At 52.4% G+C, this 24,658-nt stretch carries 22 protein-coding genes; 11 read left to right on the top strand and 11 right to left on the bottom strand.

Annotation, left to right across the window (positions count from 1 at the left end):
* Window positions 1-4 precede the first annotated feature (4 nt).
* Window positions 5-802, bottom strand: coding sequence for a UDP-2,3-diacylglucosamine diphosphatase (locus METMA_RS0107660; RefSeq protein WP_027147126.1), 798 nt, complete (start codon window positions 800-802; stop codon window positions 5-7).
* 578 nt (window positions 803-1,380) lie between these two features.
* Here METMA_RS0107660 and METMA_RS0107670 point away from each other — a divergent pair.
* The 3 genes from METMA_RS0107670 to METMA_RS0107680 are packed head-to-tail and all read left to right on the top strand — an operon-like array spanning window position 1,381 to window position 3,778.
* On the top strand, window positions 1,381-2,889 hold the full coding sequence (locus METMA_RS0107670) for a DUF6861 domain-containing protein (RefSeq protein ID WP_156830468.1): 1,509 nt from the start codon (window positions 1,381-1,383) through the stop codon (window positions 2,887-2,889).
* Complete coding sequence (locus tag METMA_RS0107675) at window positions 2,882-3,250, top strand: hypothetical protein (protein WP_020158494.1); 369 nt, start codon at window positions 2,882-2,884, stop codon at window positions 3,248-3,250. The genes METMA_RS0107670 and METMA_RS0107675 overlap by 8 nt, the downstream gene beginning before the upstream one ends.
* Window positions 3,251-3,259: 9 nt before the next feature.
* Window positions 3,260-3,778, top strand: coding sequence for a toxin-antitoxin system YwqK family antitoxin (locus METMA_RS0107680; protein ID WP_084254098.1), 519 nt, complete (start codon window positions 3,260-3,262; stop codon window positions 3,776-3,778).
* On the opposite strand, the gene nfi is transcribed toward METMA_RS0107680, so the two are convergent.
* Window positions 3,775-4,452: a deoxyribonuclease V gene (gene nfi, locus METMA_RS0107685; protein ID WP_020158496.1), complete on the bottom strand. Its 678-nt coding sequence runs from the start codon at window positions 4,450-4,452 to the stop codon at window positions 3,775-3,777. The genes METMA_RS0107680 and nfi overlap by 4 nt on opposite strands.
* 236 nt (window positions 4,453-4,688) lie before the next feature.
* On the opposite strand from nfi, the gene METMA_RS0107690 reads away from it, so the two are divergent.
* The 4 genes from METMA_RS0107690 to METMA_RS0107710 all read left to right on the top strand — a co-directional run bounded on the left by METMA_RS0107690 (window position 4,689) and on the right by METMA_RS0107710 (window position 9,928).
* On the top strand, window positions 4,689-6,131 hold the full coding sequence (locus METMA_RS0107690; RefSeq protein WP_020158497.1) for a DUF6861 domain-containing protein: 1,443 nt from the start codon (window positions 4,689-4,691) through the stop codon (window positions 6,129-6,131).
* 1 nt (window position 6,132) lies between these two features.
* Entirely contained in the window at window positions 6,133-6,423 is a 291-nt protein-coding gene (locus METMA_RS0107695) for a hypothetical protein (protein ID WP_020158498.1), read from the top strand.
* An 852-nt stretch (window positions 6,424-7,275) separates the two neighbouring features.
* Window positions 7,276-8,748, top strand: a complete 1,473-nt coding sequence (locus tag METMA_RS0107705) for a pyruvate kinase (RefSeq protein WP_020158500.1) — start codon at window positions 7,276-7,278, stop codon at window positions 8,746-8,748.
* A gap of 436 nt (window positions 8,749-9,184) precedes the next feature.
* A complete protein-coding gene (locus METMA_RS0107710; protein ID WP_027147128.1) occupies window positions 9,185-9,928 on the top strand; it encodes a GIN domain-containing protein in 744 nt (247 codons plus the stop codon).
* 74 nt (window positions 9,929-10,002) lie between these two features.
* On the opposite strand, the gene METMA_RS0107715 is transcribed toward METMA_RS0107710, so the two are convergent.
* The 4 genes from METMA_RS0107715 to METMA_RS0107730 all read right to left on the bottom strand — a co-directional run bounded on the left by METMA_RS0107715 (window position 10,003) and on the right by METMA_RS0107730 (window position 14,375).
* Window positions 10,003-10,188, bottom strand: coding sequence for a (2Fe-2S)-binding protein (locus METMA_RS0107715; RefSeq protein ID WP_027147129.1), 186 nt, complete (start codon window positions 10,186-10,188; stop codon window positions 10,003-10,005).
* Window positions 10,189-10,383: 195 nt separating this feature from the next.
* The gene (locus METMA_RS24235; protein ID WP_020158503.1) at window positions 10,384-12,318 is read right to left on the bottom strand and encodes an ABC transporter ATP-binding protein; all 1,935 of its coding nucleotides are present in this window, start codon (window positions 12,316-12,318) and stop codon (window positions 10,384-10,386) included.
* 139 nt (window positions 12,319-12,457) lie between these two features.
* Window positions 12,458-13,048 carry a hypothetical protein gene (locus METMA_RS0107725; RefSeq protein ID WP_156830469.1) on the bottom strand — a complete coding sequence of 197 codons (591 nt, stop codon included), beginning with the start codon at window positions 13,046-13,048 and terminating at the stop codon, window positions 12,458-12,460.
* A 67-nt stretch (window positions 13,049-13,115) separates the two neighbouring features.
* Complete coding sequence (locus METMA_RS0107730; RefSeq protein WP_020158505.1) at window positions 13,116-14,375, bottom strand: RNA-guided endonuclease InsQ/TnpB family protein; 1,260 nt, start codon at window positions 14,373-14,375, stop codon at window positions 13,116-13,118.
* A 42-nt stretch (window positions 14,376-14,417) separates the two neighbouring features.
* Between METMA_RS0107730 and tnpA the strand changes: the two genes are divergently transcribed.
* The 3 genes from tnpA to METMA_RS0107745 all read left to right on the top strand — a co-directional run bounded on the left by tnpA (window position 14,418) and on the right by METMA_RS0107745 (window position 17,005).
* Window positions 14,418-14,810 (top strand): IS200/IS605 family transposase, encoded by a 393-nt coding sequence (gene tnpA / locus METMA_RS0107735; RefSeq protein ID WP_027147130.1) that lies wholly within the window; start codon window positions 14,418-14,420, stop codon window positions 14,808-14,810.
* Between the two features lie 405 nt (window positions 14,811-15,215).
* The gene (locus tag METMA_RS0107740; RefSeq protein ID WP_156830470.1) at window positions 15,216-15,851 is read left to right on the top strand and encodes a hypothetical protein; all 636 of its coding nucleotides are present in this window, start codon (window positions 15,216-15,218) and stop codon (window positions 15,849-15,851) included.
* Between the two features lie 119 nt (window positions 15,852-15,970).
* Window positions 15,971-17,005 (top strand): cytochrome-c peroxidase, encoded by a 1,035-nt coding sequence (locus METMA_RS0107745; protein ID WP_020158508.1) that lies wholly within the window; start codon window positions 15,971-15,973, stop codon window positions 17,003-17,005.
* A 340-nt stretch (window positions 17,006-17,345) separates the two neighbouring features.
* Here the strand turns inward: METMA_RS0107745 and METMA_RS0107750 are convergent, their stop codons facing one another.
* The 5 genes from METMA_RS0107750 to METMA_RS0107770 all read right to left on the bottom strand — a co-directional run bounded on the left by METMA_RS0107750 (window position 17,346) and on the right by METMA_RS0107770 (window position 20,643).
* On the bottom strand, window positions 17,346-17,933 hold the full coding sequence (locus METMA_RS0107750; protein ID WP_156830471.1) for a Tll0287-like domain-containing protein: 588 nt from the start codon (window positions 17,931-17,933) through the stop codon (window positions 17,346-17,348).
* A 74-nt stretch (window positions 17,934-18,007) separates the two neighbouring features.
* Window positions 18,008-19,018 carry a bile acid:sodium symporter family protein gene (locus METMA_RS0107755; RefSeq protein ID WP_020158510.1) on the bottom strand — a complete coding sequence of 337 codons (1,011 nt, stop codon included), beginning with the start codon at window positions 19,016-19,018 and terminating at the stop codon, window positions 18,008-18,010.
* Between the two features lie 34 nt (window positions 19,019-19,052).
* Entirely contained in the window at window positions 19,053-19,448 is a 396-nt protein-coding gene (locus tag METMA_RS0107760; protein WP_020158511.1) for a GFA family protein, read from the bottom strand.
* 150 nt (window positions 19,449-19,598) lie between these two features.
* A complete protein-coding gene (locus METMA_RS0107765) occupies window positions 19,599-20,057 on the bottom strand; it encodes a GNAT family N-acetyltransferase (protein WP_020158512.1) in 459 nt (152 codons plus the stop codon).
* 187 nt (window positions 20,058-20,244) lie between these two features.
* Entirely contained in the window at window positions 20,245-20,643 is a 399-nt protein-coding gene (locus tag METMA_RS0107770; protein ID WP_020158513.1) for a hypothetical protein, read from the bottom strand.
* Between the two features lie 946 nt (window positions 20,644-21,589).
* Here METMA_RS0107770 and METMA_RS26330 point away from each other — a divergent pair.
* Window positions 21,590-24,283, top strand: a complete 2,694-nt coding sequence (locus METMA_RS26330; RefSeq protein WP_198014480.1) for a hybrid sensor histidine kinase/response regulator — start codon at window positions 21,590-21,592, stop codon at window positions 24,281-24,283.
* Window positions 24,284-24,658 lie beyond the last annotated feature (375 nt).

Consider the following 24,658-nt stretch of genomic DNA (forward strand, 5'->3'; position numbering starts at 1 on the left):
CGGATCAAGCCGCCCGCGCATAAGCCGGTGCCGGCGCTTTTTTCCGATCAAGCAGCGCCTGGCCTTCTTCCCGCCATCTGATCAGCGCCAGCCGGCCGTCGTCATCCTCGACCAGGGCCGTGCAGCTTTCCACCCAATCACCGCAATTGCAGTAGGTTTTGCCGAACTCCATTTGCGTGATGTCGGCATGATGGATGTGACCGCAAATGACGCCATCGACCTGTCTTTTCTGCGCCTCCAGTCCCAGGACATGCTGATAGTTATCCATAAAGCGGGCGATATTCTTGACTTTATTCTTCAAAAACGCCGACAGCGACCAGTGCTTGTAACCCAGCAGCGAGCGGATATGGTTATACCAGCGATTGATGACCAGCAGTATCTCGTACGCCTCGCCGCCAATATACGCCAGACTTTTGTTATGGCAGACCATGCTGTCGAATTCGTCGCCGTGCAGAACCAGAAACCGACGCCCGTCCCGCGTTTCATGCACGGCATTGAGCCGGATATCGATGCCGTTAAAATACATGCCGGCATGCTTGCGGAACGGCTCGTCATGGTTGCCGGGAATATAAAGCACGCGCGTGCCCTGCTCGGCCTTGTTAAAAATCCGCTGCACGATATCGCTATGCAGGGTCGGCCAGTAAAAGCCGTTCCTGAATTTCCACAAATCGATGATATCGCCGACCAGGTAAAGCGTATCGCAGTCGACATGATCGAGAAAATCCCGTAATTGCTCGGCTTTACAGCCTTTAGTTCCCAAGTGCGTATCTGAAATCCAGACTGATCGGTAATGTAATGACATGGCAACGACCATAAGAAATTGTGATAGCGCTACCATACCCGTTCATTATTACAGCAAGTTAACGTTTTGATGACGAAGAGGTTACACGCTGGGCGTCATGGACGGGGAGCGGAGGACAGAGCCCTGGGCGGCGTTGCCGATGAGCCATTATTTTAACGGTCGGCCTGTGCGACAGAATGATTGTGTTAGACACAAAGGCTGTGCTAGAGTTCGGTCCGAATTGTGCGCGGGTCCGGTGTAATGTATGGCGCCTGTTTGGAGCGGGATGTTTAATCATCAACCCAAGCGGCCCTGTTCCCTGATGGAACACGCCGTTTTCACCGCTCACCCGGGATTTCGGCTTGTAACTCCAACGCCATTTGGATGAGCCATACCGCGATTGATGCGCTTCGCCAGGAACGCCTGCTATCGGGTCGGCACATCCTGCCGCGCCAGCCGCTTTCGCAATAATAGTAAGAACTTGAGCAATATGATTTTTTCTTATGTGGGAAGCAGAAGTTTAACTACTCATTGTATTTCGCATAGCGCCAACTATTTTCAGCAGTTTTAAACGACATCATTTACAGAGAAGGAATTCCATGCCAAATGATCCATACAAGAACCCTTTCGAGTCATGGCACCGGCAACGCTGCCATCCCAATGCCCCCGCGGGTGGTGGCGGTCCCGGCAACTTCACCAGTGCGGGCCCTCTTGGATCCGGCGATCAGTGCCGGGATAGCCTGCCCCATCCTAACTCGCCGGCGGGACGCTATCTTACTCACCAAGAGATTCGCACTCCGGCACTCCACGAACGGGTTGAATACGTAGTCAAAGCCTATTTCCTGGCTCTACGCCTGGCGCCTGGAACCGTTTACCAGGAAACCGGCTATCAATTGGGTCAGGTTATTGAAGCTTTACTGCCCGGACTTCTCCAGATGCTGGCGGTGCTCGGCATCAGTGTTGTGGCGGGGGCGGCTGTCGGCGCCGCCATCGGCTTATTTCTGGGCGGTGTAAGCGCCGCGCCCGGCGCAGTGGTGGGCGCTGAATTAGGTCTGGAAATCGGCACCGCTGTGCTTGCCTGGATGGGGCTGGGATTTCTGGCGGTTGCCATTGGCCAGGGAATGGGAGAACTGACCGGCGTTCTCACGCACGCCATCCGCCGTGCCTGGTATGCGGCCGATCATCATCACCCGCAGTTCGAAACCGACCAGGCGGCTGAAGGCCTGGCCCAAGCTGTGGGCATTTTATTCCGCCTGATCCTCCAGGGCCTGCTGGCCTATGTGCTGAAAAAAGGCGCGGTCAGCTCCAGCCAGGCCGCGCTCTCGACAGCGCAGACCCTATCACGGGGCGGCACCGGCGCTGCCGCCGACGCAACCCTGGCCGAAGTCTCCGCGCTGTTGCGGAAAAGCAAACTGCCTGACGGGTTTGTCGTCTGGCTTGAAAGGAACTGGGACGATCTGAAACGAAATCCCAAGCTGGTAAGCAATAAAACCGGTCCGAATAGTTCATCTCAATCATCATCGTCGGCAGCGACGCCGTCGGAACTGAAAGGGATGAGGGAGAGGCAGGGGCGTGAGGATGTCGGGAAAAATCCCGGTAATGGAAATCGACCTGTCGCTGAAAGAACCATTAATGAGAAAGCGGCCTTCGGTGAACGAAGCGCCAACGACAGAGTGACAGGGAAGGATGGATCAAGCATTCCAAATAGTCAGTTGACAAATTTGTCTCTTTCAGAAAGACATATTTTGGGACGTCTGAGTATTCCCAAGAAAACTGGAAATACTTTATTCTTAGGTTCTAGACAAGAAGCCTTGGCCGATCTTTCTGAAATCCAAACGGGTAATGCTATCAGAGAAGGAGAATTGTTTACGACGTCAGCGGGTAGAGTTTGGGGTAGACACAATTCTTCAATACATCCGGTTTCTGGTCCTAATGTAGTTGATGTGACATCGTCAGAATACAATATCCTTGTTCAAGCGCAAAAACAAGGCGCAGATAAGGCTATGCAAACATTGGAACATATGACTAACAAACAAATTCTGAACTCAGAGCAATATCAAAGAACGAGGGAAATCGTCAATATTATTAGGAAATTAAAAAATGAATGAAGAACATAGCATGCAATTTTTTCTCTCTAACCTGATACCTGAAGATAAGATAATTAATGAAATTAATTCAGTACTGAATTTTCTGGTGGAGACCATTGATATTAGCGTTAAGAATTCTGTTGGTTTTTTACAGGTAATGGAATATTCGGAGGGATTTAAGCTTGGATGTTTAATCTCTTGGCCTGAAAACGTCCAGCCAAACTTAGATGTTAAAGAATTAGGTGAGTTATTAACTGAAAAGTTTCGATGTGAAATACTTTGCGAAGCAAATGATAATGAATGGTATTTGGTTAAGCCAAGCGGTGAGACAACAAAGGTGACAGTAAAAAGCTTGGATGATGGAATAGCTGTGATTACTTAGAATCGTAGGGTGGATTTGCCTCGGCAATTCACCGACAAACGTAGCCTTAAAACTGTCATATCTCACAATATTGCTGGCCTGCTTGAAATGGCGGTTTGCTGCGCGAAACCGCCCTACTTCACTTCCTTTGTGCGAATTCATGAAGCTAATCTTCATTATGAAGATGACGCTTTAGTGCTGAATGGAAAGCCATTTACAGGCATTGGTTATGCCGATTTTCCAAATGGGAGACTTCGGAGAGAAGTAATGTATGTGAATGGCTTTCCAGAAGGACGTTGCCGTGAATGGCATGAAAATGGACAGATAAGTAAGGAATGGCTCGCTGAGCGAGGCGTTGCTCCTTCCAAAACCACAGAGTGGTACGGAAATGGACAAATAAAATCTTTATGTCTTCGTGAGCATGGTGTTGAGCTTGAGTACCAGGAATGGTCACAAGATGGCGAACTCGTTACCAAGAGAACCCTTATAGAAGGTTCGCCAATGCATCAAGTTTTATTAAGGATGAGGAAGCTAAAAGCTGAAGGTTAATTAATTTTTTTTAATGCTAATCGAACTGCTTGATCTGCTTGCCGAGTTGTCTCCGGCATGCGGTATTTAGGCGAAAGCTTTAAAATCCATTCACAAGCAGTTGTTAGTGATATACGGTGACCAATGGAAACATAAATTGGGTTAATGCCGTTTTGAGTTCTCAGCACATTACCAATAACTTCGCCGTTATCAAAAAGAGGTGCGACAGCGCCTCTTTCTGTATCTGGCTGTTTATGCTCACCAAGCAACCGAGTCTTACCACAGCCAATTACCGGTGCATCAAAAATAACGCCTAAATGACAAGCCAGTCCGAAGCGGCGAGGATGTGCATAGCCTTGTCCATCACACACAATTAAATCCGGTGTGTGGTTTATTTTGGAAAAAACTTTGATGAGTGGGGGCAATTCCCGAAATGAAAATAAACCAGGGATGTAAGGAAACTGTACATGGTCTTCGGCGGTAACCGTTTCTATAACTTCCAATGTGTTAGCATCCAAAATAACCGCCGCTGCTACTAATTTATCGCTGTGCTTCATATAAGCCACATCAACCCCAGCGACAAGGTGAATTTCGTTAAGCTGGTCTTCCATTATCAATTTAGCCGCTAGCTCTAGTTGCAAGAGGCGTGCTTCTGATTCAGTGAGATTCCATGAATGATTGATTTTAGGGATCATGAGTGAGCGGTCTGTCGTCCTTGGTGTTTTTCAAGATTTTTGTCGTCTTATTGTTTAAATTTTACAATATTTAAGATTAGACCGCGATAAGGTGCGCTAGCTCATAGGATGCTGCCGACGACAGGAGGCGCATCGTTCGCGATTAATGCACTTCACTGCGTCGCCTAAACGCCTACTTTGGGTCAGTGCATTTTATCGATTCACTGCCAATCCTTTTCAAGCCTGTGGTTTTGACTATGATGGGCCTGCTCCATCAAAATTCCCCGCCTAGGCGTTACCTTACGCCCCAGGAGATTCAACTTCCACCAATCCTCGAACGGGTTGGAACCCGTCGTCATGGCCTATTTCCTGGCGCTACGCCTGGAGCAGTTTTTTACCAGGAAACCGGCTATCAACTGGACCAGATTAAAGCCGGTTTGCTGCCCGGTCTTCTCCAGATGCTGGCGATGCTCGGCATCAGTGTCGTGGCCGGCACAGCCGTCGGCGCCGCCATCGGCTTATTTCTGGGCGGTGTAAGCGCCGCGCCCGGCGCAGTGGTGGGCGCTGAATTAGGTCTGGAAATCGGCACCGCTGTGCTTGCCTGGATGGGGCTGGGATTTCTGGCGGTTGCCATTGGCCAGGGAATGGGAGAACTGACCGCCGTTCTCACGCACGCCATCCGCCGTGCCTGGTATGCGGCCGATCATCATCACCCGCAGTTCGAAACCGACCGGGCGGCTGAAGGCCTGGCCCAAGCTGTGGGCATTTTATTCCGCCTGATCCTCCAGGGCCTGCTGGCCTATGTGCTGAAAAAAGGCGCGGTCAGCTCCAGCCAGGCCGCGCTCTCGACAGCGCAGACCCTATCACGGAGCGGCACCGGCGCTGCCGCCGACGCAACCCTGGCCGAAGTCTCCGCGCTGTTGCGGAAAAACAAACTGCCTGACGGGTTTGTCGTCTGGCTTGAAAGGAACTGGGACGATCTGAAACGAAATCCCAAGCTGGTAAGCAATAAAACCGGTCCGAATAGTTCATCTCAATCATCATCGTCGGCAGCGACGCCGTCGGAACTGAAAGGGATGAGGGAGAGACAGGGGCGTGAGGATATCGGGAAAAATCCCGGTAATGGAAATCGACCTGTCGGTGAAAGAATCTCTCTCGATACAATGACGGGTAAGGATACTTCGGGTGTTCCAGACAATATTCGCATTCGTGGAGCAGCAGAAAACCCAAGATTAGCACCATATAATTTGAATGCAGATGGTGTAATTAGAACTCAACAGGAAGCGACTGATCTTGCTCGATCATATGGTGTTGAAATCGGTGACGATATAACTATCGGATTTATGAAAAACTGGACTAGAACAGACGCGGATGCGGAATATTTTTATCGCTTGAGAGATTACAAACCAGATGATTGGGTTGAATGGGATGATTTTTTTCACGAAACGACTGGCAAAATTCCTGTTAGGTTCAACGCCAATATCTTAAATAGTGATGAATCAATAGTAGCTCACATTTCTCATGAAATGTATGAGCTCAATGCTTTGAGAAATATTTTTGCGGAGAGAGGGGCTATGCGTGCTCGAGAGCTGAACAAACTAATTGCTACAAGGCGCCAAGGTGGTCTTGCTGGAAACTTTCATGAGAAAGCTTGGGACATGGCTGATCAACTTGTCTTCAAGATGAGAGGAGGTCAATAAGATGAGCTTTTCACAGACTAAGAGTGAAATAGAAGAACTACTTGAGAATCACGCTAATGGACTTTACACCTCCGGAGAAGTGGTATCTATAGTCATTGGCTTATTTGATGAATCGAATATCGATGAACTTTGGGAGACGCTTCCCGATTGGTTGAAGAAAAATATATGCTCCCTTCTTGCTGATTTTTCAGAAATAGATGAGTTGGTTTCGTTTGGTAGAGGAGACCACGAGCTTATCAAAAAACAGAATTTATTCGTGAAAAATTGGCTTTCTAGGAATAACCAAATTTAGGTTATAAATGACCGTATGAAGGATGAATCGTAGGATGGATTTGCCTCGGCAATCCACCGACAAACATAGTCTTAACTGATGTTACGCACGAGCGGTTTCATCCCGTTTGCCGCGCCGAGCACCGCAGCTTTTGCCGAGACAAATCGGCAGGATAGCCGATTTGCATGCATCGCACCCAAAGGGCGAGGCACAGGGATGTGCCGAGTGAGCAGCCCGAAGGGGCGCTTCATGGATGAAGCGCGTTGCCAAAGGGACAGGAGTCCCTTTGGCAACCCTCGGCGAATACCCGCAAGGGGCACAAGAACGAGGGGCACAGGGAGCAAGCGGCAACGGGCGGCCTGCTGACTCGTGCCGTCCAGGCACTCGCGCTGCGCGTGCTTCGCATCCAAATCCGCTCCAGGCAGATTTGTCTTTGGTTACTTTCTTTTCGACTGCATGGATGCAGGAGGTAGAGCAATGCAGGAGCAATTGCCGAGGCCGCGCAAAGACAAATTCGCCAGGAGCGAATTTGGTCAGCTTTAGCTGACCCGAAGGGAGAAGCCCAAGGATGGGCTTCTCAGCGTAACTCGCCTTCGGGTGCGATAAACCCGATTAAATAAAAACGTCGCGCTAGCGACACTTTATTAAATCGATCTAACTTCAACTGGCCGCGTAACATCAGGTCTTAAAACTGTCATGTTCCACAATATTGCTGGCCTGCTTGAAATGGCGGTTTGCTGCGCGAAACCGCCCTACTTCACTGCCTTCTTTAATGGCCGAAACTGGCTCAATTCCATTGGCCATTGACACAATTTTGCAATCTTTTTAGCGTACAGTTGAGAATCACAAGCTTTACGCTTTATAAGGTTAAATATGCGAAAAAATCAACACCCTTCGACATCAAAAATAGAATCTGCCTTTTTAGCTGATATTTTTGAACGACTACTCGATTTGAAGGAGAAAATGACACTCGGCATCGATCCCGAACAAGACAATCTCTCTTTACTCAACCTGCACCACTACCTCAACCTGCGAAAATACGATTTCTCACAACTGCAAGATGATCTCACCAAAGTGGGACTTTCTTCATTCGGACGATCCCAAGCCCATATGGAAGCGAGCGTGAATGTCGCCCTAGAGATACTTTCCATAGCATTAAACAAAGGGCTCCCTCATCAAAAATCCCGCTTAAGCTATGAAGCCTCTCATGCGATCATGGATAAAAATGCTCAAATTTTTTCCAATATTGGCAATAAAACCAAGATTATGATTACCGTCCCCACGGATTACCATGAGAACTGGTTTAGTGATCTCTCACGAGAGGGGGCACACCTGTTTCGTATCAACACCGCGCACGACACCCCTGATGCATGGAGCAAGATGGCAAAAGAAATCAAAAAAGTCTCGTCCGAAGATAAAGATTTAAAAATCTACGTCGATCTCTCGGGTCCGAAAATCCGAACCAGCCTAAAAAAATCGAAAAAACCGGATAAAGAAAAAAAGATTAAAGTGTTTTGCGGTGACAAAATCTTTATTCATACCAGTGATTCGTCACCATCGGAAAAAGAAACAAAACATTATGATGCCGTCATAGGATGTACATTGGATAAAGTCGGAAGCTTAGTCAAAGTCGGAGATCCTATCTTTTTAGACGATGGAAAAATCGAACTTTGTATTGATGAAATCTTTGGTGAAAACATCGTGTGCAGCGTTATAACGCACAGTGATGAGGGGAGTAAAATTAAAGACGAAAAGGGGATCAATTTTCCAAATAGCGACATCGCGCTCCATGCCATCTGTGATCATGATAGAGAAGTTCTCCCACATATCTGCGAATACGCGGACATTATCGGTATTTCTTTTACCCAAATGCCTGAAGATATTACCGATCTAATCGACGAACTCGAAAAATTAGGAAAAAAAGGGGAGATTTCGATTGTTGCAAAAATAGAAACCAAAAAAGGGGTTCACAACCTCCCGGCCATCCTCGAAACACTCATCAAGTACGGAAATTCCGGCATCATGATCGCACGGGGTGATTTGGCTATCGAAATCGGATTTGAAAACCTAGCCTATATGCAAGAAGAGATCCTCGATCTCTGTACGGCGGCGCATATACCCGTCATCTTGGCAACCCAAGTGCTTGAGAACAAAATGAAAACCAACATCCCAAGCCGCGCCGAAATCTCTGATGTTGCCTTTGCCCACAAAGCAGAATGTGTAATGCTCAATAAGGGGGGGTATACCCTAGAGACGATCAAAATCATCAGAACGATTTTTGCCCAAATGGATTTGATTTTTCGAAAAAACAAACTGCTCTACAATCCAAGCTTTCAGTGGAAATAGAATATCGGCTTCGGTAAAGTCGAACCGTTCATCGACGAATCCACTGATTCCAAGAAGCGACGGAGATATTTTTGATGTGAATGAGCCTAAACACCGTGAGGTCCTCAGCTTTCGCTATCCGAACAATAATCAATAGGGGGCAGACTCTATTGATGACCTTATTGACCTTTGAGGGTTGTGCCATCAGGCAAGTCGCGATGTATACCCAAAGGGCATAAAGGCATCGCTCCCACGGAAACAGCCATAACCTGAAAGAATAATCGAGTTTATTTTTAACTGAATCCGCACCTGCGGTAGTATAAAAAACGGATGCCGTAAAAAATATTCCTGCTTCGTCTCATTTCCGCGCAAGCAGAAGCCAGAATCAGGCGGATTTGTGTTTTAATGGCTGAGCGCTACCCGTAAAGCAAAATTACCCAGCATGAGGATGAAAAGCATGTCGTTTATCCATAAATCCATGAGTCCTTTAGTCTGCTGCCTGCCGATATTCACTGGCCTTGCGCACGCCGATACGTACGTTAACACGACCGGCGGCACTGTTGCCGTCTCGGGGAACGGCGTGGTTATCATCAACGGCAAAGTGGTCTCCGGCGATGCGGTGAAGGCCAGCGGCCCGGAGCAGACGGAGGAAAGATCGGTTCCCCCCTACAATGACATCCAGATCGATGCGCCTGTACAGATGACCTATGAGGTATCGGATACCCGCGCGCTAAAGGTGACCGCGCCAGCGAATGTGTTGCCGCTGCTTTCCACGAGCGTCGTTGACGGGCGCTTGACTGTTGATCTTAAAGGTTCGGTTGTCAGCCTGAATGATCCCATCCGCGTTGATGCCTCAGGGCCAAGCCCGCGGTCCGTCACCCTCTCAGGAGCCGGTTCCGCCAATTTCATGAACCTGTCCGGCCCGGCCGTAACCCTGAATGTCAATGGCTCAAGCAAAATTGTGGCGACCGGCAGCATGACACAATTGACCGCCTCGATAAGCGGTTCCGGCCGCCTCGATGCATCGTTGCTTCAGGCTGAAGAAATCAATCTGTCTGCGTCAGGGGCCGCCAATGTATCGGCATTCGCCTCCCGCTCGATTGCTGGCGATATTTCAGGGGCGAGCCGTGCTATCATCTCTGGCGCTCCTGCCCGCCGAAAGGTGGCGGTTTCCGGGGCCGCGAAGATTACCTATCGCTAAAAACCGGGGTTCATGGGACGCCCGCCGGCCGCAAATGCCGCGTTTATTATCGGCCGATACGTCCCATGCGTCAGTTATAGTTCGGCTATCAATTCCGTTACCGCCATCTCGCAGGAGCCGCAGCCCGCGCAGGCGCCTGTCAGCCTGGATATGGTGTCCAGGTCGTCGATGCCGTTGCCGACAAGCTCCTTGATTTTCTCCCTGGTCGTGCCGCTGCAGTAGCAAATAAAGTCGTTGTTGTTCAGGTTAATATCATTCATCTGGATTAAGTGCGTGGGATGGACCAAACGCGCGCCCATCGGGCTGGCGTTTCAAATGCCGGACATTTTATCATGCATGCGCCATCCTGTGCCGCTCGCAAAAAACATAGGCCGGGCAAGTTCCCACCCGGTATCTAACCAGTTCTCCGTTCCGTTGGAGCGAACGTTTTCGAGCCAACGGAATGCCAGCCCCCGCTACTCGGTGTCGCAGCCCAGCGAACTTACGCTGCCGGGTGCTTTTTTGGTCCGTTTCATGCGCTCGCCTGGCTCCTGATTAAAGCCTTCGGCCTGCAAACGCCAGAGCGTTTCGAACACGCCGCCGCGCCGACGCAGTTCATGAGGCTGCCCGTATTCGACAATCCGCCCCTGGTGCAGCACGACAATGTGGTCGAAGCAGGAGAGCGTCGACAGCCGGTGCGCCACCGCCAGCACCGTGCGGCCTTGCATCAGCTGGCTCAGCGCGGCCTGGATTTCGGTCTCGGCTTCGGTATCAAGCGCCGAAGTGGCTTCGTCGAGAATCAGGATAGGCGCGTCCTTGAGAAAAGCGCGGGCCAGCCCCAGGCGCTGGCGCTGGCCGCCGGAGAGCATCACGCCGCGTTCGCCGACCAGGGTCTCATAGCCGCTCGGCAGTTCGCGGATAAAGCCATCGCTGAAGGCGTGCCGCGCGGCTTCGTACACCTGCTCGTCGGTCGCATCGGGACGGCCGTAGCGGATGTTCTCCAGAATGGTGCGGTTGAACAGCGCCGTCTCCTGCGGCACCACGGCGATTTTCTCCCGTAGGCTGTCCTGGCTGACACCGCGAATATCCTGGCCGTCGATCAGAATACGCCCGCCCTGCACGTCGTCGAGACGCTGGATCAGACTGATCAGGGTGGATTTGCCGGCACCGGAGGGGCCGACGATGCCGACCTTTTGCCCGGCCGGAATGTGCAGGCTGAAGTCCTTGAATACCTCGCGGCGGCCCCGGTAGCTGAAGTGAATGTCCTCGAAGTCGATGCGGCCTTCCTCCAGGGTCAGGCCGACCTCGGGATCATCCAGGCTGTGCGGCTGGTTGATGATGCGCAGAGTGTCGGCAATGGCGCCGATCTGCTGGGTGCTGTCCACCAGCGCCAGGGCCAGATCGCGCGAGCCGTGCAGGATGCGGAAAGTCAGCGCGCTGACCATGACCACATCGCCGGTGGTGACATTGCCGGCCAGCCACATGTTGATGGCCCAGACCAGCATACTGCCGGCCATCAGCGACAGGCAGATATCGTGTATCACCCGGACTTTTTCCAGATACATCCAGCTGTGCCGCTGGGCGTGCGCTTCGTGGCCGATCTCCCGGGCCAGACGTTCGCTTTCGCGGTCGCGGGCCGAGAACGCCTTGATGGTCCAGACATTGGACACGGCATCGACCAGTTCGCCGCCGACCCGCGCGGCCTGAGCGGCGAACTGCTGGTGCTTGTCGCGGCCGCGGATGCCGAAGCCGGTAATCAGCGCGGCAACCACGAGCACGAAGCCGATCAGCGCCAGTGCCATGCGCTGGTCGACGCTAAGCAGCACGATCACGGCACCGAGGAAATCGACGATGGGCGGCACGATCTTCCAGATCAGCCCGCCGTAAACCATGCCCGACGCATTGCCGAGCGCCGAGATCCGGTTGCCCAGCGAGCCCGCCGAATGCTCGTTGAAATAGCGCATTGAATGGCCTGTCAGGTATTTGAACAGATCGACGCGGATATCCGCGCAACTGGCTACGACCGTGCGGCAGCCTAGCCAGCCGCCGAGGCGCCACAGGATATTCTCGATGACGATCAGGCCGATCAACAGCCCCAGGGAGAACCAGACCTTGCCATGCTCCCGGTCTCCGCCGGCCATGGCATCGACCAGCAGCTTCATGCCGTATTGCACCGCCACCGCGCAAAGCGCGCCGCCGATGATAAGACTCATCAGTCCCGCGAAGCGCCAGGGACGTATCCCCATATAATGCCAGAGAAAGGCCAGCGGCTTGCTGGGCAAAGGTTTGGTTTTCGAATCGGGATTGTTCATGGGCGGGCAGTCAATTGTTGAGGTGGTTTTGACGGCGGCGGAGCCGGGTTGGCAGTCGCGGCGTGCCGGCAAGCCTTGCACGTTCGCTTCTTGCGCCATGGCGGCACAACGTCAGGATGCGTCAAATCAGAAGATACAGCCGGTATCAGGAACAACATCGGTACGATCGGCATGTGCTCTGCATGGGCTTATGGAATAGGTGCCGGTCAGCAAGTCCGGCTTCCCCGCTCGCGGTTCATTAGCGGCGGTCTGGCACCCGGCCGGCGCCGGTCCCGGACAGCCTTAATCCCGGCAGGCCTAATACCAGCGGCATGAGCGTTTCGGGCTCCGCCAGCTGTTGCCTGTTATCCGAATCCAGGTTGCCAACGCCCATGATGCAGCCAGTGGCATCGCCGGCTGTCCCGTCCGGAAATGCCAACCCGCCGCTGAGGAGAAAACCGGCCGGGGACGCGGCGCAGCCGTTTTCGAGGCCGGAATCGGCCAGGATCTTACCGGTGGAGTTGCCCAGGAAGGCGATGACCTGAAAGAAGACGAGGATGCCGCTGTAGCTCCAAAGAAAATGGTAACTGACTGACTCAGGGGCTGTCGCCGAGAAGAGTCCGCTTTTCCCGGCGAAATCCGCGCCCCGTTTCAGGCTGTAGCTCAGGTCCCGGTCAGTGAACGTATTGATAACGGCTGATGGGATTCCGGACCCTGTGATGGACCAGGCAACTGGACTCGCCATGACAGCCTGGCGGCTGGCAGGCAACAATCCTCCGCAAAGCAAAAGCAGTACAGCAATGGTGAACCCGAGTCTTGGCGTTCTCAGTAAACTCTCAAGGACTCTCATGCATGCCTCCTTTTCTGAACCCGTCAGTTTGATTGCCTTGATCAAGGTAAGTTTCGCATTGACATCCTCACCGCCCTAAAGAGGCGGTGATTCCTGATTTTTCAGAAGTGACCTTGCGTCGCCGCTTGTCACTGGTTCCTGTTGCCGGTGGCATTACTGCGCCACTCGCTTGGCAGGCTAACTGCCGGTGTCCCCGGCTTAATACATTGATTGCGCCAACAATATCAGCATTATTGGTGTAGCCACACTCAACACAAACAAATTCTGCTTGCGTGAGTCTATTTTCTTTAGCTACATGCTGGCAACAAGGGCAGGTCTGGCTAGTATGATGCGCAGGTACTTTCAGCACCATGCCGCCATTCCAGTTTTGTTTATATTCAAGCATTTGAAAGAACACGCCCCATCCTTGATCAAGAATCGACTTATTCAATCCTGATTTTTGAGCTATGTTTTTTCCCGGCTTGTCGATACTGCCTTTCGCTGACTTGCTCATATTTCTTACCTTCAAATCTTCAACCACTACAACCGCGTGGCTTTTGCTGATTTCAGTTGAGACCTTGTGAAGGTAATCCTTACGAGCATTGGCTATTTCTTCATGACATTTTGTGATTTTTGCTTTTGCTTTTTTCCAATTACTTGAGAATTTCTTTTTATGTTTAAGCTTACGCTGGAGCTTGGCTGACTTTTCAGCCTTTCCCTTGAAACTGTTTAATGGCTCGAATACGACTCCGTCAGATAGTGTTGCAAATTTCTTAACACCCATATCAATACCGACTATTGATGTTGACTTGTGCGGCATATCCATTGCGTCATATTCGACCTGGATGGACGCGTACCAGTGCTTGCCTTTTTTGCTAATGGTTACGTTTTTTGGATTCCCGACTATACGACGGCTATTGCGATATTTCACAAGGCCAATCTTTGGTAGGAAAATTCGACTGTTTTCTTGATCGATCTTAAAGCCTTGCGGGAATCGGATGCTATCGGATAGCCCTTTTTTCTTGAATACCGGGCAACGTTTTAGCGGCTGGTTTTTGTCAAAACAATCCCTGAATGCTTTGTCCAGGTCTTTAAGTTTTTGCTGTAGCGCTTGCGATGGAACGTCTTTAAGGAATCCGTATTCTTCGGATTGCTTCCAGATGGTGGCCCAGAAATTAAGCTCCAGATACCACAAAATAGGCTGCTTATCATTAAGTCGATCAAGGTTCAATGCCAAAGCTTTGTTCCATGCAAAACGACATCCGCCGGCATAGTTGTTTAATTTTGCGTCAGCTTCATGGGTAAGTTTAAGCCTGAATTTGAAGGCTTTTCGTATCGTTTTATTCATGATACGATAGTATTTATTTTAACTTGGTCTGTCAAAGTGTTTATGGACGTAAGAGCGGGTCGTCATTGCGTTTTCATGTTGCATGTTCACTTGGTCTTTGTGACTAAATACCGCAAGGCTGCATTTACAGACGCTATGCTCACCTCGCTTAAAAATTATTTTGAAAAGGTTTGCGACGACTTTGAGTGCTCTATTGAAGAGTTCAATGGCGAAAAAGATCATGTCCATTTGCTAATCTATTACCCACCCAAGGTTTCAATATCAAAACTGGTTAATAGCTTGAAGGGGGTATCGAGCCGTATGCTTAGAAAAGATTATGCTAATGAATTAAACCGGATTTACTGGAAAGGTGTTTTGTGGAGTCCAAGCTATTTTGCTGGTTCCGTTGGTGGAGCGCCGCTATCCGTCCTAAAACAGTATATCGAGCAGCAGTAACGCCCCGTTTGATTGGCTATCACCAATGCGCCGCTACATCACCCACGTAAAGGAAGGTGTCTTGCGGCGCATTTAGATAAAAAGCAAGCCATCGATAAAAAAGCAAACCCCACGCCAGAGCAAAAAACAGCCAATTCTTCAATAAGTTACGCTAAAAATCATCGATAGCGGAAACCGTTGCTGTCAAATTCCTCGACAGTTTTCCATATTCATCCCGGCCAAGCCGGCGGCAGGCCGGGACTGTTCCACATCCATTCTCAACAAACACTCAAAAGGCATTACCGGGCGTGGGCTTTTCACTAAAATGGATCAGGCTAGGTTTCTTGAATTGCTGAAGAACAATTCCCGCCGGACAGACGCCGGCGGGTTCATCAATCATGCTTCATCACAGAAAAGAGGTCTGCCATGTCTATGAAACGAATTTGCTTGCATGTTGCATTCATCCTGATGCTCAACCCGTTTTCCGGTTCCGCATGGTCCGCCGAGCCGGACTGGCAAGTTGATCATGTCTTGCCCTTCTCTTTCCTGTTCGGCACCCACATCGACAGCCATCAGCAAAGCCAGTTGCTGCATAACGGCGATATCTATGGCTTCCTGTACATCACTTATACCGGCGAGGTCACGCCCGAAGGCTATCCCGTGGCACGGCATTGTGGTGATGATACACCGGCCAATGCGTGCGTAATCGGCTGGTTCCTGAACGGCAAGCCAGGCAAGGCCACGTTTCTCTACCATAACATGGACCACCCGGTCTGGCTGGTAGACAGCCGCAACGATATCCCGCAACCGGGCAGTCATGCTTTTTTCCACTGGATCACGGACCAGAGCACCGATCCACGCCCGGTTACGGATGCTCGCTGCAATGCGGCGATGCCTCCAGAACTCGAGCCGGGAGCCGTCTGCCCCGGCTATTTTATTGAGCTCCGGGCGTTAAAACGATTTGCCTTCGAGCATGGCGGCGAGCGTATCCTGGTCGATCCGGGCATCGATATCTCGACCCATCTGAATATCGTCGCCAGTACGTCGAGTGACGGCGGATAGGGTGATGACTAAACGCAGCTAGCCTGGGCCAGACGGTCATCGGCTTTATCGTGTTGCCTTCTGAACCGTCGCCGCGAGAATCGATCAAACAATTTGTCCTCAACGCAGAAGAGAGCATTATGAAACTACTCAAAGGCGCAGCCTTAATTCTTGTTGGTCTCGGCACCCATGCCCTGGCGGCAGAGGATCTGGTCAAGAAAGCGGCCGATGCGGGCCTTAAGCCAATCTCACAGAAGCATGCCGAACTCTTAAAGCTGATCGACAACCCCGACAACCCGATTACCAAGGACAAGCTTGAACTGGGGAATAAGCTCTATTTCGATCCCAGGCTCTCCAAGAGCAGCCTGATCAGCTGCAATACCTGCCACAACCTGGCCCTGGGCGGCGTTGACGGCATCCCTACCGCCATCGGCCATAGATGGGAGCACAACCCCCATCACCTCAACTCGCCGACCGTCTATAACTCGGCCTTCAACGTCAAGCAGTTCTGGGACGGCAGAAGCCCCGACCTCGAGGACCAGGCGACCGGCCCCATCGAGGCCGGACCGGAAATGGCCATGCCCACAGGGCTGGCCATAGAGCGCATTTCCTCTCTCCCCGAGTATGTGGACAGCTTCCAGAGGATCTTCCCCGACCAGCAAGATCCGGTGACGCTGAAGAATATCGGCAAGGTGATCGGCGCCTTTGAACGCATGCTGGTCACGCCTTCCCGGTTTGACGCCTTCATGCACGGCCACAATGAAGCATTAACGGCCAAAGAGAAAGAAGGGCTTAAAACCTTCATCGATAAAGGCTGTACCTCGTGCCACAACGGCGTGGGCATAGGCGGCGCCTCCATGCAGAAATTTCCTACCGTCAAACCCTACAAATATGCCGATTTGGGCGATTTCAAAGGGGATGCCGACGGGATGGTCAAAGTGCCGTTGCTCAGAAACATCGCCGAAACCGCCCCTTATTTTCATAACGGCGCGGTATGGGACCTGAACGAAGCGGTCAAAATCATGGGAGAAACCCAGCTGGGCATCACCCTGACCGACCAAGAGGCAAACAGCATCGTCGCCTTTCTGCACAGTCTGACCGGCAAGAAGCCTGACGTGCATTACCCGATGCTGCCCGCATCCACCGAAAAAACGCCAAAACCCCAGGATGACTGAGGCCGGATAGAGAAACGGGCTTTAGCCGGAGCCGGCTAGCGCAATCAGCCGTTATCTGAAAACAACGGCTGTTGTAAAAATTGACTATTGTTATTGACAGGCCTGCCTGAAAAAATACAGTAGGGTACCAGACTGTGAAAGAATTAGTGAAAAGCGTCATAAAAAAGCCTTATTCACCACGAAGATCACGAAGGACACGAAGGACACGAAGAAAAAATATAATTAATCAATAACTTAAAACTTCGTGTGCTTCGTGTCCTTCGTGGTTAAATCTTTTAAATTGAATACTTTCACAGTCTCGTACCCTACCGGATTTATGAAAACCTCTGGCGGCATAGCGCTACATGCGCCGCTTGATCGATATCGCCCCGCGTATGTCGCCGACCTTGTAACCGGTCGCCTTGTCTTCCGGATATTCCTCCGCCAATACCGCTTTCACGCCTGCCGGTATATCGTTCGATGTCCCGTGGCATTGCAGGCACATCGGCTGGGTCGGTATCGCTTTCATGTAGCGGAACCAGCGCCCGTCGGGATCGTCAACGATGGCGATCTTTTCTATATCGGCGGCCGGCTTGCCATCGTGGAAGTCTCTGTCGAAATCCTCCAGCACCTGGCGTTCCCACTGATCCGGCAACCCTATCAACGGATTGCGGTTTTTCAGGGACACACGTTTGACCACCCGGCCGTCTTTCGAATAACCGGCCGCCATCGCCGGTGCAATGCGCTTGCAGACGCTGATCGCACTTTCCGGACTGCCGGCTTCCAGTTGCTTTTTCAACGTGCCGCCCAAGGTCTGCATGAACTCTTTTGCGATGTTGCGGCTTTCCTCCAGATAGCGCAGCTGATCCGTTCCGCTGCCCGCAGGGCCGGCAAGCGAAGACGCCGAAGCGATGAAAATCAAAAGGCTTTTGGCCATGAATTTTGGCATTTTCTTCTCCTGAATAGTGAAGGATTCATCATAACTCTGCTTACCGGCCGCTTGGATGCGCTGAATCAACCGCCTCATTCCGCAGACCGTTTGGACAGCTCAGCCGCTATTTCATCACGTTTTTCACCCGTATCCGGTTCAGTGTTCAATGCGGACCGTTCGGCCGACTTCAGACGCCACCAGGCGGCAAACAGGCTGCCGATGATCGAGTGAAAACTGGCCGAAATCGCCGACGGAACCGGCGCCAGCGCCATCTGCGCAAAACTGGACCTGGCCAGCACCGCGCCCAATCCGGAGTTCTGCATGCCGACTTCGATGGAGATCGTGCGGCAGACCCGTTCTTCCAGCTTCAACAGCCGCGCCATCACGTAACCGAGCGTAAAGCCGCCCAGATGCAGCAGTGCCACCGCGCTCAGCAGCGGCAGCGCGGAATCCCTGATCGTGCCGGCATTCGCGCCGATGATGCTGGCGCAGATCAGCGCGATGACGATCACCGAAACAAGGGGCGCGACAGGCATCACGGCCTGCACCAGACGGGGCGTATACCGGTTCAGCAGCATGCCCAGCGTCACCGGCAGAACCACAACCTGCAGGGTATTGAAAAACAGGCTCCAGGCATCGACCGGGACATAGGCGCCGGCCAGCCATCGGGTCAGCAGCGGCGTCATGATTACAGCCGCAAACGTGGAGCACATGGTCATCAGCACCGATAAGGCGACATCGGCGCGGGCAATATAGCTGACTACATTGGATGCGGTGCCGCCGGGGCAACAGGCCACCAGAATCAGCCCGACCGCCAGCTGGGTCTCTAGCGCAAAGGCCGAAGCGATCGCCCAGCCCAGCAAGGGCATCACGGCAAATTGCGCGGCAATGCCGATCAAGACCGGCCGGGCAGAGCGCGTTACCCGGTGGAAATCCTCAAAGCTCAGCGTTATGCCCATGCCGATCATAATGACCGCCAGACCCCAGACGATCATCGACCCACTGAACCAGGTAAACCAGGCGGGAAAAAACAGCGCCAAACCGCTGAAGATCAGCACCCAGAACGGAAAAAGATTGGCCAGCAGGTTGAATAAACGACTCACGATATTGCTCTATCCAGACAAAACGGCGATTGTATCACCGCCCCGGCTGCCATTCCGCATAAGCCGGAATAGCCTCGTATTCGAGCCACGGCACGTCATGCGATGTCCAGATGTGCATGACGGGCCTGACGCCCGGGTCTTCGTCGAGGGTCGCGAGACGAACGATGACGTGAGGCTGGCCCGTGCGTTCGGCGACCAGATGCGAGCCGCACACGGAACAGAAATGGCGCAGCTTGCCCGGGGACGACTCGAACGATGACAGCCTGTCCTCGCCCCGCAGCCACCGGAAGTGCTCGCGCATGACGCCGGCGGTGGCGGCAAACGGCGCCGCATGCGCCTTTTTGCAGGTTCGGCAATGGCAGTGGCCGGCCGGCATGTCAATGCTGTCGATTTCGTACGCAATGGCCCCGCATAAACAACTACCTTTCATTTTCCCCTTCCTCGCTACCGATAATGGTAGCCTCTGACACGATAAGATGGATTGGTTGATCAGGCTGTTATCGACAAAAGGAAGCGCATCGATTCCGATTGATGCGCTTCACTGCATTCGGCACATCCTATCTGGCTGCCGGTTATGGCGTTATTGTGCTGGAATCGCATAGTGATAGACAAAAAACTGTTCGTCGCGCCGCCAACCGGCCGATTGATACAGCGCTTGCGCCGTCTCGTTGCCGACTGCCGTCGACAACGAAAGGCGCACCGCCCCCAATGATTCGCCGAACTCCACGGCCGCCGCCAGCAACAGCGAGCCGATGCCCTTCCGTCGACAGTTCTCGCGCACGAAAAGATCGTTGAGCACGAAGGTTCTGGCCAGCGAGACCGACGAAAAGCCCGGATAAAGCTGGGCAAAGCCGACAGGCACGTTCGCGTCATGGGCAATGAACACGACCGACTCGCCATGATTGAAGCGGGCCAATAAAAACTCGCGGGCGGCGCGAACATCGCTTTCGCGTCCATAGAACTGCCGATAGCCGTCAAACAAGGGCGCAAGCGCGTCGATATCCGACACCACAGCCTGGCGAATTGAAAAAGTATTCATAACTCTCCTGTTTATGATTGTTCAATGAAAATACCGATGGCGTTTCAAAGCGCCGTGCGCGCAGGCTGCCGCTGATGGCCAGTATGCTTGTCATTCGCAATGATTGCCCCCTGGGGTTGTATCGGACATGATTTTTATGCCGAATGGTAAAAGAACGGTCACCTGATTGTCATCATTGACGGCCCCGTTAAATAAAACGAATATTCGGCTCGCCCTGAGCCAGCAGCCAGCCGCTCAAGCCGAAAGAAGCGGACAGTTCCCAGCACTGCACGTGCTTGCTCTCGAGATAGGCGAGCGTTGCCGCCATGGAGCCCTGCCAGAACAAAGGCCAGCCCCACTGCCGTTGTTGTTTGAAGAACCGTGCGTTTTTGACCAGGAAAGGCTTGAGCGGTACGACTTTAATGTCACTGACGATATTTTCACCCATGTCACGTTCAAAATGATAACCCTCGACACCGCTGAATGCCACATTGACCCGGGAAATATCTGTTTTTGTTTCGGACGCCCAAAGCATCTGGAAAATGATTTGCTTGTTTTCACCGTCAACGGTGTAACCAATCAGTTGATAATCGTGCCAAGAGCCCATGAGTGAAGTCTAGTTAGTCATTGTAGAGTTTTCGTATGCCGTCTAATTTATTCAGGTTTTTAATATCAGTAAAAAGCGGTCCATGAATTTGCCGATCATTGATCATCCCATTCCGATATCAGTACATCGATTAATTTAATTGATGCATCTCAACCACGGATGCCCATCAAACCCGCCTCCAAGCTTTGCACGGCATAACTGTTGGGTGATCATTCTAACAGTCAGGATGCGCAACAAATGCTTGTTTAACCATTCGGCCGGTGATAGAGTCCGCTCCGAATTGTACACCGGCTGGATATTAAAACATGGCGCGTGTTCGAAAATTTAGCGATTAAATTCGATATCGGTACAGGTATTTCAGCAAATGAATTTACTAAAAGAATACTGCCTTTGTGGTTCAGTGCCGTGCGACATTAAAGGCCAGCCGCACCTGTCATGTTCATGCCAGTGCTGAGAATGTCAATAAACACTGGCTCTGGCCACTCGGCTGAATGTATAGTGCGCGGTGAATGCCTCATGCCATCGGGCGAATTAAAAATACCATGAAATGAAATCGGATAACGGCAACACCATCGGCAGCGAATTTTACCCCGAATGGGAAACCTCCGTTTTTAAAAGGTCTTCCGGGTATCCCGGCCGACTCTTTATTTCATACGACCACATTAGAAAATACGGCCCTATTCAGGCTTCAAAAGGTATCTTGGACGTCCAGCCGCCAGCCCGGAGGGTTGTCGATCCCCAACATGAAATTAAGCCGAATGCATGACCGAGCGCGTTTGCCGCAACAAACATCAGGCCGGTTGCCGCCACTGATACCCAGTAAGTTACTGGCTTGCATAGAAGAACTTACTTTTAACAATCCGAATCTGATTCAAGAGAAATGAAATCGAATTCAGACTGATGCCGACATGATCCGACGATCTTTGCTTTTTTAATGAGACCTTCTATGTCAATGCCCTTACCTGCCCGATCCCTGCAAGTTCTTCGCTTGATGAGTGCCGTCCTCATTGCCGTTATCGCGGTAATCCTTCAGCAATGGCTCTGGCTTTATATTCCCTCATTGACGTGGCTATTGCTGTATCCGGCTGTGTTTTTCAGTGCCTGGATCGGCGGATTTTGGGGCGGCATAATGGCTACTGTCATCGCCGCCATGTCGGCCCTTTATTTTTTTGCGCCTCCCTACGGAGCCTGGCGTGTGCAGGAATTACAGCACAGCTATTCCATTTTGATCTTCACAGTGATGGGTATTCTGATCAGCATCACGCACGAGAGGCTGAAGCGCAGCCAGATCGCATTGCAGAAAAGCAATGACAGTAAAGTGAAAACAAACCATGAACGCTTGATGCTGACCCTGGATTCGATTCACGCCGGCTTGTGGGAATGGGATTTACAGACTAACCAGATTTTCTGGTCGGAAGGTCTTCAGTTAATGTATGGACTCCATCCCGCCACGCCGCCCTCGTATGACAATTGGCTGGCGAGTGTCCATGGCGATGATCAGGGGCCGGTGGTTGCCAGATTGAATGATTTAGTCGGCAGCGGATGTGAAATTAATCTGGAATGGCGGGTCGCCAACCTGCCAGACAACCAGGAGCGCTGGATCATGTCCAATGGCCAGCCGATTTTCGACGACCGGGGCAATCTCATCCTCTACCGAGGCATTGTGCTGAATATTACCCAGCGCAAACGACAGGAGCAAATCCTCAAAGAAAATAAGCAACGTCTGGATTTCGCCCTGTCGACCCTGGAGGCCGGCGCCTGGGAGTTGAATCTGCAAAACCACACTGCCCATCGGACGCTGTTGCATGATCAAATTTTTGGTTATCAGGAACTCTTGCCCGAATGGACTTTTGAACAGTTCATCGAACATGTGCTGCCGGAGGATAGAGACCGCGTCAGCCAACACTTCAATTCCGCGCTTCAGACCCTGAATGACTGCAGTTTTGAATGCCGCATCCGCCGTGCCGACGGCAATATCCGCTGGATTTATGCCAAGGGCCGTCTCAAGCAGGACCTGCAGGGACATCCCGTCTCCATGACGGGTATCGTCCAGGACATCACGGAGCGAAAACTGGCGGCGGAGTCGCTGGCCAGGACGCATGCGCTGCTCGACTCGCTGATGGCGCAAGCACCGGTCGGCTTTGCCTATTTCGACCGCGAGTTGCGCTATGTCCTCATCAACGACAGTCTCGCGGCCATCAATGGCCTGCCCGCCGAGGCCCATATCGGCAAACGCGTCCACGATATCGTGCCGGCGCTGGTTTCCACTGCGGAAAGCGTCGTCGATCGGATTCTAGCGACAGGGGAGCCGGTAAAGAACTGCGAATTCAGCGGGGAAACCCCGGCAATGCCCGGGGTAACGCGCTACTGGAACGAAAGCTGGTATCCCTTGTACGGCGGCGCCGGCGAAATCACCGGCTTCGGCGCGATGGTCGAGGACATTACCGAGCGCAAATGCGCGGAAAACAAGCTGAAGGAGATCGACCGGCGCAAGGACGAGTTCCTCGCCATGCTGGCCCATGAACTGCGCAACCCGCTGGCGCCGATCAGCAATGCCGTCCGGCTCATGAAGTGTCCGAAACTGGACGAGGCGCGACTGGCCTGGTGCCGGGACGTGATCGACCGTCAGGTGGAGCAACTGGTCCGGCTGGTGGATGATCTCCTGGATGTCTCCCGCATCAGCCGCGGCAAAATCGAACTCAAGAAAGATAGACTCGAAGTTTCGGCGGTAATCCAGCGGGCGGTCGAAACCAGCCAGCCGCTGATGGAGACTCGCCGCCATGCCTTCTCGGTTCAGCTGCCGCCCGAACCGGTCTATATTGAAGGCGATCTGGTCCGGCTGTCGCAAGTCGTGTCGAACCTGCTCAATAATGCCGCCAAATACACCGGCGCCGGCGGCCAGATCATGCTGTCCGTCGAGACAGTGGACAATGATATCCTCATCCGGGTCCGCGACAGCGGGCGCGGCATCGATCCCTCGGCGCTGCCCAACCTGTTTCAGCTCTTTTATCAAGTGGACAGCACCATCGACCGCGCGGAGGGCGGCTTGGGCATCGGTCTGGCGCTGGTCAAAAGCCTGGTGACCATGCACGGCGGCGAGGTCTGGGCCACCAGCGCAGGCCGGCACCAGGGCAGCGAATTCGTCGTTAGACTGCCAGCTCTGCCGCCTGCATCGAAAATCCCGGCTCCCCTTCCCAAGGAACTGGCGCCGGCACAAAACCCGCTCCGCATTCTGGTGGTCGACGACAACCGCGACGCCGCCCAGACGCTGTCCCTGCTGCTGACCGGCGAAGGCCATACCGTACAATTGGCTTACGATGGACTGACGGGATTGCAAGCGGCGCTGACCGCTCCGCCGCAGGTCATGCTGCTCGACATCGGCCTGCCCGGCATGGACGGCTACACCGTTGCGCGGACGCTGCGCCGGCATCCCGGCCTGGACATGACGCATCTGGTTGCCCTGAGCGGCTATGGGCGGGAGGTGGATCGCGAACGGGCGCAAGCGGCCGGGTTCAACAACTATCTGACCAAACCGGTCAACTTTGACGAATTGCAGGCCGTCCTGTCCGAGCTCTCATTTTACGGCCAGGACGATCGACCAAATCAGGCTGCGGCCATGGCCGGCCAGTCCGCCTCCTGATGCCGTCAGGGACTGAAGGGTTTTACTGATGTTACGCAGTCAGGGCTTGGCCATAATCATGTCTGTGCTTAAACATGGGCTGCGCCTCAATAAGGATTTCGTTCAATGCGGATACCCAAAGGGCACAAGTACCCATAGGGCATAAATGAATTCGCACCTGCATAACATCAATTTTTAGGATAAGGTGAGAAATAATTTCCCTGAATTTTAGATGTGGGGGCGACTTGAGTCGCCCAGGGCGAATACCCTAAAAGGCATAAATGAATTCGCCCCTACATAAGCACTGATTTTCAGCGAAAAATCGGAAAGTTGTTTTTAACCGAATCCTTAGGATTCGGCTAGAAATAACATCCCGATGTCGTTTTTTATGAGCCC

It is taken from the genome of Methylobacter marinus A45, assembly GCF_000383855.1.
GTDB lineage: Bacteria > Pseudomonadota > Gammaproteobacteria > Methylococcales > Methylomonadaceae > Methylobacter > Methylobacter marinus.